Origin of the sequence: Streptomyces sp. ALB3 (assembly GCF_044385685.1) — a bacterium.
Taxonomy (GTDB): domain Bacteria; phylum Actinomycetota; class Actinomycetes; order Streptomycetales; family Streptomycetaceae; genus Streptomyces.
In genome coordinates this window covers 1-8,251 of sequence record NZ_JBISCE010000012.1, presented here as the reverse complement: position 1 = coordinate 8,251, position 8,251 = coordinate 1, and the positions used below count along the sequence as shown (strand labels likewise).

2 protein-coding genes are annotated in these 8,251 nt (G+C 71.0%); both read right to left on the bottom strand.

Annotated elements, in window-relative coordinates; genetic code table 11:
• Nucleotides 1–7,149, bottom strand: a 7,149-nt coding sequence (locus tag ACHFIV_RS11160) for an SDR family NAD(P)-dependent oxidoreductase (RefSeq protein ID WP_458575929.1), incomplete at its 3' end; no start/stop codon positions are given.
• Between the two features lie 98 nt (nt 7,150–7,247).
• Nucleotides 7,248–8,251, bottom strand: a 1,004-nt coding sequence (locus ACHFIV_RS11155) for a beta-ketoacyl reductase (RefSeq protein ID WP_398966348.1), incomplete at its 5' end; no start/stop codon positions are given.

Below are 8,251 nucleotides of genomic sequence, written 5' to 3'. Positions count from 1 at the left end.
GTTCACCGCACTGCCCCGCACCACCGCCAGGACCTCATGACCGTTACGCCGCGCATCCGAAAGCCGTTCGAGGAGCAGCAGGCCGGCGCCCTCGGACCAGGCAGTGCCGTCCGCGTCGTCGGAGAAGGCCTTGCAGCGGGCGTTCACAGCTAGGCCGCCGTGCCCGCCGAACTCGGCGAAGATCCCCTCATCGGCCATGATCATGACGCCGCCCGCCAGCGCCATGGAGCACTCGCCCGACCGCAGCGCCTGCGTGGCGAGGTGCAACGCCACCAGCGAGGAGGAGCACGCCGTGTCGACCGACACCGCGGGTCCTTCCAGGCCGAAGGTGTACGCCACCCGTCCGGAGACGACACTGCCCGCCGTGCCGGTCAGCACGTGTCCGGCGACACCTTCGGGGAGCTGGTCGAGCGACGTGGCGTAGCCGGAGGTGGACGTCCCGGCGAAGACGCCGGTGCGACTGCCGCGTACGGAGGACGGCTCGATCCCGGCCCGCTCGAACACTTCCCATGCGGCCTCGAGGAGCAGCCGCTGCTGGGGGTCCATCGCCAGCGCCTCACGCGGCGAGATCCCGAAGAACGCGGCGTCGAACGCGCCCGCGTCGTGGACGAATCCGCCCTCGTGCGGCAGGCCGGAGCCGTCCTCGGGGGACGGCAGTCGCCAGCCCCGGTCGGTGGGGAAGCCGGAGATGCCGTCGGTGCCGCCGGCGACGAGGTCCCAGAGGTCCTCCGGTGAGGTCACGCCGCCCGGGTAGCGGCAGCTCATGGCCACGATCGCGATCGGTTCATCGGCGTCCGGCGATCCGGCGCGCACGGCGGGATCGGCGGGCGCGGGCGATCCGGGTGTCTCGACCAGCGTGCTCCGCAGGTGGCCGGCGAGCAGGACCGGGGTCGGGTAGTCGAAGATCAGCGATGCGGGAAGCCGGAGTCCGGTAGCCGCCCCCAGTCGGTTGCGCAGTTCGACGGCCGTGAGGGAGTCGAAGCCGAGCTCCTTGAACGCCCGGCCGGGTGGTACGGCGCCCGCGTCGGTGTGTCCGAGAACGGCGGCTGCCTGAGCGCTGACCAGTTCGACCAGTGTCTGTGCCTGCTCGGAGTCGTCCAGTCCTCTCAGCCGCTCGGTGAGCGTCGACATCCCGAGGGACGCCGAGGCCACGCTGCGCCTGGTGGATCTGCGCCCGCCAAGGCCCAGTCCCTTGAACAGGGCCGGCTCTCCGTCCCGCCCGCGCAGGGACGTCGCGTCGAGCTTCATCGGTACGAGTACGGCGTCGTCCACGGCGACAGCGGCGTCGAACAGGGCCACGCCCTCCTGCGCCGACAGGGCGACCAGTCCGCCCCTGCTGCTGCGGCCCGCGTGCGTCCCGCGAAGCCGGTCGATCATGCCGCCGGCCTGTTCCCACGGTCCCCAGGCGAGGGAGGTCGCTGCGAGGCCGTCCCTCCGCCTCACCTGGGCCAACGAATCCAGAAAGGCGTTGGCGGCCGCGTAGTTGCCCTGGCCGGGCGCACCGAGCAGACCCGAAGTGGACGAGAAGAGTGCGAACACCGCCAGGTCCAGGTCGCGGGTCAGCCGGTGCAGATGCCAGGCGGCGTCCGCCTTGGGCTTCAGTACCGCGTCGAGACGGTCGCCGGTCAGCGAGGAGATGACGCCGTCGTCGAGCACGCCCGCGGCGTGCACCACGGCAGTCAGCGGGTGCTCGTCGCCGATCTCGGCCAGGAGGCCGGCGAGCTCGTCGGCGTCGGAGACGTCGCAGGCCGCCAGGGTGACGGTGGTGGCGCCGAGCTCGGTGAGTTCGGCGGCGAGTTCCCGGGCGCCCGGCGCGTCAGGTCCGCTGCGGCCGGCCAGCACCAGGTGCCGGGCACCGTGGGTGGCGACCAGGTGCCGGGCGAGTACACCGCCGAGCGATCCGGTGCCGCCGGTCAGCAGCACGGTTCCGTCGGGGTCGAGCGGCTGCGGAACCGTGAGCACGACCTTGCCGATGTGCCGGGCCTGGCTGAGGAAGCGGAAGGCCTCCGGTGCACGGCGGACGTCCCAGGTACGCACCGGAAGCGGACGCAGTGCCCCGGTCTCGAACAGCGCGACGATCTCCGCCAGCATCCGGCCGATCCGCTCGGGCCCCGCCTCGATGACGTCGAATGCCTGGTAGGCGACCCCCGGGTGGTCGTGACCGACCGTCTCAGGATCACGTACGTCGGCTTTGCCCATTTCCACGAAACGTCCGCCGCGTGGCAGCAGCCGCAGCGAGGCGTCGACGAACGGCCCGGCGAGGGAGTCCAGCACCACGTCGACGCCGCGTCCGTCGGTGGCGGCCAGGAACTGCTCCTCGAATTCCAGCGTGCGCGAGGACGCTATGCGCGCGTCGTGCAGGCCGAGTTCTCGCAGGGCGTCCCACTTGCCCGGGCCGGCCGTCCCGTAGACCTCGGCGCCGAGGTGACGCGCAAGCTGTGTGGCCGCCATGCCCACACCACCCGCTGCGGCATGGACGAGGACCGACTCGCCGGACTGGAGTGCGGCAAGGTCGACAAGGCCGTAATAGGCGGTGAGGAACACGATGGGCACCGAGGCCGCCTCGGTGTACGACCATCCGTGGGGAATCCTCGTGACCATGCGGTGATCGGTCACCGCGGTCGGACCAAACCCGCCGCTGAGCAGGCCCATCACCCGGTCACCGGGCACGATGCCGGTCACACCGGGGCCGGTCTCCAGTACGACACCGGAGCCCTCGATGCCCATCGTGGCCTGCCCTGGATACATGTCGAGGGCGATCAGGACGTCCCGGAAGTTGAGCCCTGCCGCACGTACGGCCACACGGACCTGACCGGGGCCGAGCTCGCCGTCCGCTTCCGGGTGGGGCAGCAGCCGCAGTCCGTCGAGCGTTCCCTTGCTCGCGCTGTCGAGGCGCCAGGACGTGCCGTCCACAGGTGGCACCAGCGTGCCGTCGTGCCCGGACCGTACGACGCGGAGTGCGCGGAGCGCTCCGTCGCGCAGGGCGAGCTGCGGCTCGCCGCTGTCGACGGCGCGGCGTACGACAGCGGCGTCGGGCTCCTCCGTCCCGTCCAGGTCCAACAGGACGAAGCGCTGCGGGTTCTCCGACTGTGCCGACCGCAGCAAGCCCCACACCGGGGCGGCGGAAAGGTCGGAGGTGGCGCTCGCGGCACCGTCCGTATCGTCGCCCGTGTCGACCGCTCGACGGGTGACGACGACCAGCCGGGAGGCGTCGAAGCGCGGTTCGGCCAGCCATTCCTGGAGGAGTCCGAGCGTGCGTTGCGCCGAGCGGTGGACGGCTGCGAGTACGTCCGCGTCGTCGGCCGCGCGGTCGGTGACGTCGACCAGCACGACGTCCGGGGCGGCGGCACCCGCGTCGAGGGCAGCGGTGAGGGCGGCCACATCGGCGAACGAGTCCCAGCCGTCGGGGGCGGGGGTCCCACCGGCCGTCAGCACGGCCCATGACTGCCCCTCGCCACCTGTCCCCGGTGAGAGGGCGTCCTGGGCGACGACCTCGGCCCAGCTCAGCTGGAACAGTGAGTCCCCGGTGACACGACGCCGGTCGTCGAACTGCTCGGCGGTCACTTCGCGCAGTGTCAACGCGTCGACCTGCGCGACGAGCTGACCGGCGGCGTCGGCCAGGATCAGTGACATCGTGTCGTCGCGGCCCGTGGACGCGATCCTCATGCGCAGCGTGGTGGACCCGGTGGCGCGCAGGAACACCCCGCTCCAGGAGAACGGCAGCCACCCGCGCCGCCCGGAACCCGCCGTGCCGTCAAGGCCGCCGCCGCCCAGCAGGCCTCCCACGGCGAGGGAGTGGAGGGCGGAGTCGAGCAGCGCCGGGTGCACACCGAATCCGGCGACGTCGAGGCCGGCCACCGCCACTTCGGCGAAGACCTCCTCGCCGCGGCGCCAGACCCGTTGCAGCCCTTGGAACGCGGGACCGTAGCCGAAGCCCTGGGCCACGAGCTGTTCGTACAGTCCTTCGACGCCGACCTCCGTCGCGTCCCGCGGCGGCCATGCCCGCAAGGACTCCTGGACCGAGGCCTCGGCGGCGGACTCGACCGCCGCGTCGACGGGTGCCAGCAGACCGGTGGCGTGCTCGGTCCAGTCGCCTGCTTCTCCGTCGGCCTCCCCGGGACGGGAGTGCACGCTGACAGGCCTCCGCCCGTCGGCCTCCGGGGTGCCCACCACGACCTGCAGCTGGACCCCTGCCGACTCGTGGAGCACGAGCGGCGCCTGCAGCGTCAGCTCGTCCACGAGCTCGCATCCCACGTGGTCGCCCGCGTGCAGGGCCAGGTCGACGAAGGCTGTACCCGGCAGCAGGACCGATCCCATGACGGCGTGATCGGCGAGCCATGGCTGAGTCTGCAGCGACAGACGACCCGTGAACAGGAACTCATCGGTGTGCGCCAGCCCCACCGCGGCGGCAAGCAGCGGATGATCGCCGGTACGCAGCCCCAGCCCGGTCGCGTCCCCGGTCCGGGGCCACGTGTTCTTCGGCCAGTACCGCTGACGCTGGAAGGCGTAGGTGGGCAGGTCGACGCGGCGGGCACCGGTGCCGGCGAAGTACGCCGCCCAGTCCACGGACGATCCACGCACGTGGAGCTCGGCGAGGGCGGTGACCAGCGTGGTCGCCTCGTCACGGTCCTTGCGCAACACGGGGGCGAAGACCGAGTCCTCGACGCAGTCCAGGCCCATCGCGGACAGAACACCATCCGGGCCCAGCTCCAGGAACGTGGTCACGCCCTGGTCCTGCAACGTCCGCATGCCGTCGACGAAGCGGACCGCCTCACGGACATGGCGCACCCAGTAGTCCGCCGAGCACAGCTCGTCGCCGGCCACGACCTGGCCGGTCACGTTGGACACGATGGCGATCTCGGGGCGACCGAAGGTAAGCCCCTCGGCGATTGTGCGGAACTCCTCCAGCATGGCGTCCATGCGCGGCGAGTGGAACGCGTGACTCACCCGCAGCCGCTTGGTCTTACGGCCCTCCGCCTCGAAATGGGCGGCAATGGCCAGGACAGCATCTTCGTCACCGGAAACCACCGTGGCGGACGGTCCGTTGAGCGCGGCGATGGACACGCCGTCGACCAGCAGCGGCAGGACCTCGTCCTCGGAAGCCTGGAGGGAGACCATCGCACCGCCCACCGGCAGTGCCTGCATAAGACGGCCCCGGGCCGCCACCAGCCGCGCCGCGTCCTCCAGCGACAACACCCCCGCCACATGCGCGGCCGACAACTCACCGATCGAATGACCCAGCAGATAATCCGGCTTCACACCCCAGGCGGACACCAGACGAAACAGCGCCACCTCCAGCGCGAACAGCCCCGCCTGCGTGAACTGCGTCTGATCCAGCAGCTCACCACCCTCGAACACCACCTCACGAACCGACCGCTCCCCATGCCGGTCCAACTCCGCACACACCGCGTCAAAAGCATCCGCGAACACCGGATACGCCTCATACAACTCACGGCCCATACCCGACCGCTGCGCACCCTGACCCGAGAACAGCACCGCGACCGGGTTGTCGTCGACCGCTGTGCCCGAGACCACCTCGGCGGCGCTCGGGTCCTCGGCCAGTGCGGCCAGCTGACGGAGCAGACCCTCCGAGTCCGCGCCGAAGACCACCGCCCGGCTTTCCATCGGTGTCCGGGACACAGCGAGGGAATACCCGAAGTCCACGGCGCTGGGCGGCGTTCCGTCACCGAAGGCCAGCAGGCGACCAGCCTGCCCGGCCAGCGCCGAAGCGGACTTGGCGGACAGGACCCACGGCACGACCGGGGGCGCGGTGGTCACCGACGGTGCCTCATCATCGTCCGCTTCCTCGACCTGTTCGAGGACGACGTGAGCGTTGGTACCGCTCATCCCGAACGACGAGACACCCGCCCGTCGCGGCCGGCCCGTGTCGGGCCAGGCCATCGACTCGGTCAGGAGCTCGACACGCCCCGCAGACCAGTCCACATGGGATGAGGGCTCGTCCACGTGCAAGGTCTGCGGCAGCACGCCGTGCCGCATGGCCATCACCATCTTGATCACACCGGCCACACCCGCGGCACCCGCCGTGTGACCGATGTTCGACTTGAGCGATCCCAGGTACAGCGGCCGGTGCTCGGGCCGGTCCTGTCCGTAGGTCGCCAGCAAGGACTGGGCCTCGATCGGGTCGCCGAGCCGGGTCCCCGTGCCGTGGGCCTCCACCACGTCCACGTCGGCCGGGAAAAGCCCGGCGTCGGTCAGCGCCTGACGGATCACCCTCTGCTGCGACGGCCCGTGGGGGACGGTGAGGCCGCTGCTCGCCCCGTCCTGATTGATCGCCGAGCCCCGGACGACGGCCAGGACCTGGTGTCCGTTGCGACGGGCGTCCGACAGCCGCTCCACCAGCAGCATGCCGATGCCCTCGCCCCAGCCGGTTCCGTCGGCCGCTTCGGCAAAGGCCTTGCACCGGCCGTCTGCCGCCAGACCTCGTTGGCGGGAGAACTCCAGGAACGCCCCGGGGGTGGACATCACCGACGCCCCGCCGACCAGCGCCATGGAGCACTCTTCCTGGCGCAGCGCCTGGGCCGCCCAGTGCAGAGCCACCAGCGATGAGGAGCACGCGGTGTCGACGGTCGCGGCCGGCCCCTGAAGACCGAGTGCGTAGGCGATCCGGCCGGACATGACGCTCGCGGCGTTCCCGATGGCCAGGTATCCGCCCAGCTCCGCCGTGTCGTTGTGCAACAGCTCGGCGTAGTCCTGCGCGTTCGAACCGATGAACACACCAGTGCGGCTGCCGTGCAAGGACACGGGGTCGATGCCGGATCGTTCCAGCGTCTCCCAGGCGGTTTCGAGCAGCAGCCGTTGCTGCGGGTCCATCGCCAGCGCCTCGCGTGGCGAGATACCGAAGAACTCGGCGTCGAAGTCCCCTACGGACGCGAGGAAGCCGCCTTGGTCGGCGTACGTCGTGCCGGGATGGTCCGGGTCGGGGTGGTGGAGCCCGTCCGTGTCCCACCCGCGGTCCGGGGGGAAGCCGGTGATCGCGTCCGAGCCGTCGGCCACCAGCTGCCACAGCTGCTCGGGCGAGCGGGCGTCTCCGGGGAACCGGCAGCTCATGCCGACGATGGCGATCGGCTCCTGGCTCTCGGACTCGACCTCGTGGAGCCGCTGCTTCGTCTGCCGGAGCTCAGCGGTCATCCACTTGAGGTGATCCAGGAGTTTCTCTTCACTCGCCATCGGAAACAGCACCGTCCCTTGAGAAAGCCTTGGTTTGCACGCGCGTCAACAACTGCCGGTCAGGACTTGCCGAATTCGCGTTGGATGAGGTCGAACATCTCGTCCGAGGTGGCCGCGTCGAGCGCTGGGTCCACTTCGACGCCTACCTGTGTGGAGGTGTCCGGCGGTGTGGCACGTACGGGTGGGCCGCCCCAGGTCGTCAGAAGGCGCTGGAGCCTCTCCGTGATGTCCTCGCGGTCAGCGCCGGTGACGGGCAACTCGGAGAGCATGCGCTCCAGTTCCGTGATGGCCGAGGTGACCGGGGCCGCGGCCGACATGTCCTGCGCCAGTACGGAGCACAGGTGCTCCGCCAGTGCCGCGGACGAGGTGTGGTCGAAGAGAAGTGTGGTCGGCAGGCTGAGCCCGGTGCGGGACGCGAGCCGGTTGCGTACCTCCACGGCCATGAGCGAGTCGAATCCCAGCTCCACGAAGCCCCGTCGGGGTTTCACCGCGTCGGACGAGGCATGGCCCAGAACCCGTGCTGCCTCGCCCCTTACGAGCTCGAGCACGACGCGGTGTTTCTCCGGATCGGTGGCCGAGGACAGCCGCTCCCTCAGTTGCGTCGCCGCGTCACCGGGGCCGGCGTCGGCTCCCGCGTCGTCGTGCGTCAGTGCCTCGCGTACTTCGCGGAGGTCGCCCAGCAGTGGGCTGGGGCGCCGAGCCGTGAACGCGGGTGCGAAGCGTTCCCATGCCACGTCGGCGACCGTGAGGGTGGTCTCGTCCTCGGCCAGCGCCTGGCGCAGCTCGGTGACCGCGCGGGCGGGAGCCAGCGCCACGAGTCCGTGCCGGTGCAGGTCATCGGTCGCGCCTTGCGCCATTCCGCCGTCCGCCCAGGGGCCCCAGGCGATGGAGGTGGCGGTCAGGCCCCGGGCCCTGCGCCGCTCGGCCAGGGCGTCGAGATGGGCGTTGGCCGCCGCATACGCGGCCTGCCCGCCGCTGCCCCAGACGGCGCTGATCGACGAGAACAGTACGAACGCGTCGAGCTCCCGGTCACCGAAGACCGCGTCCAGGTTGTCCGCACCCC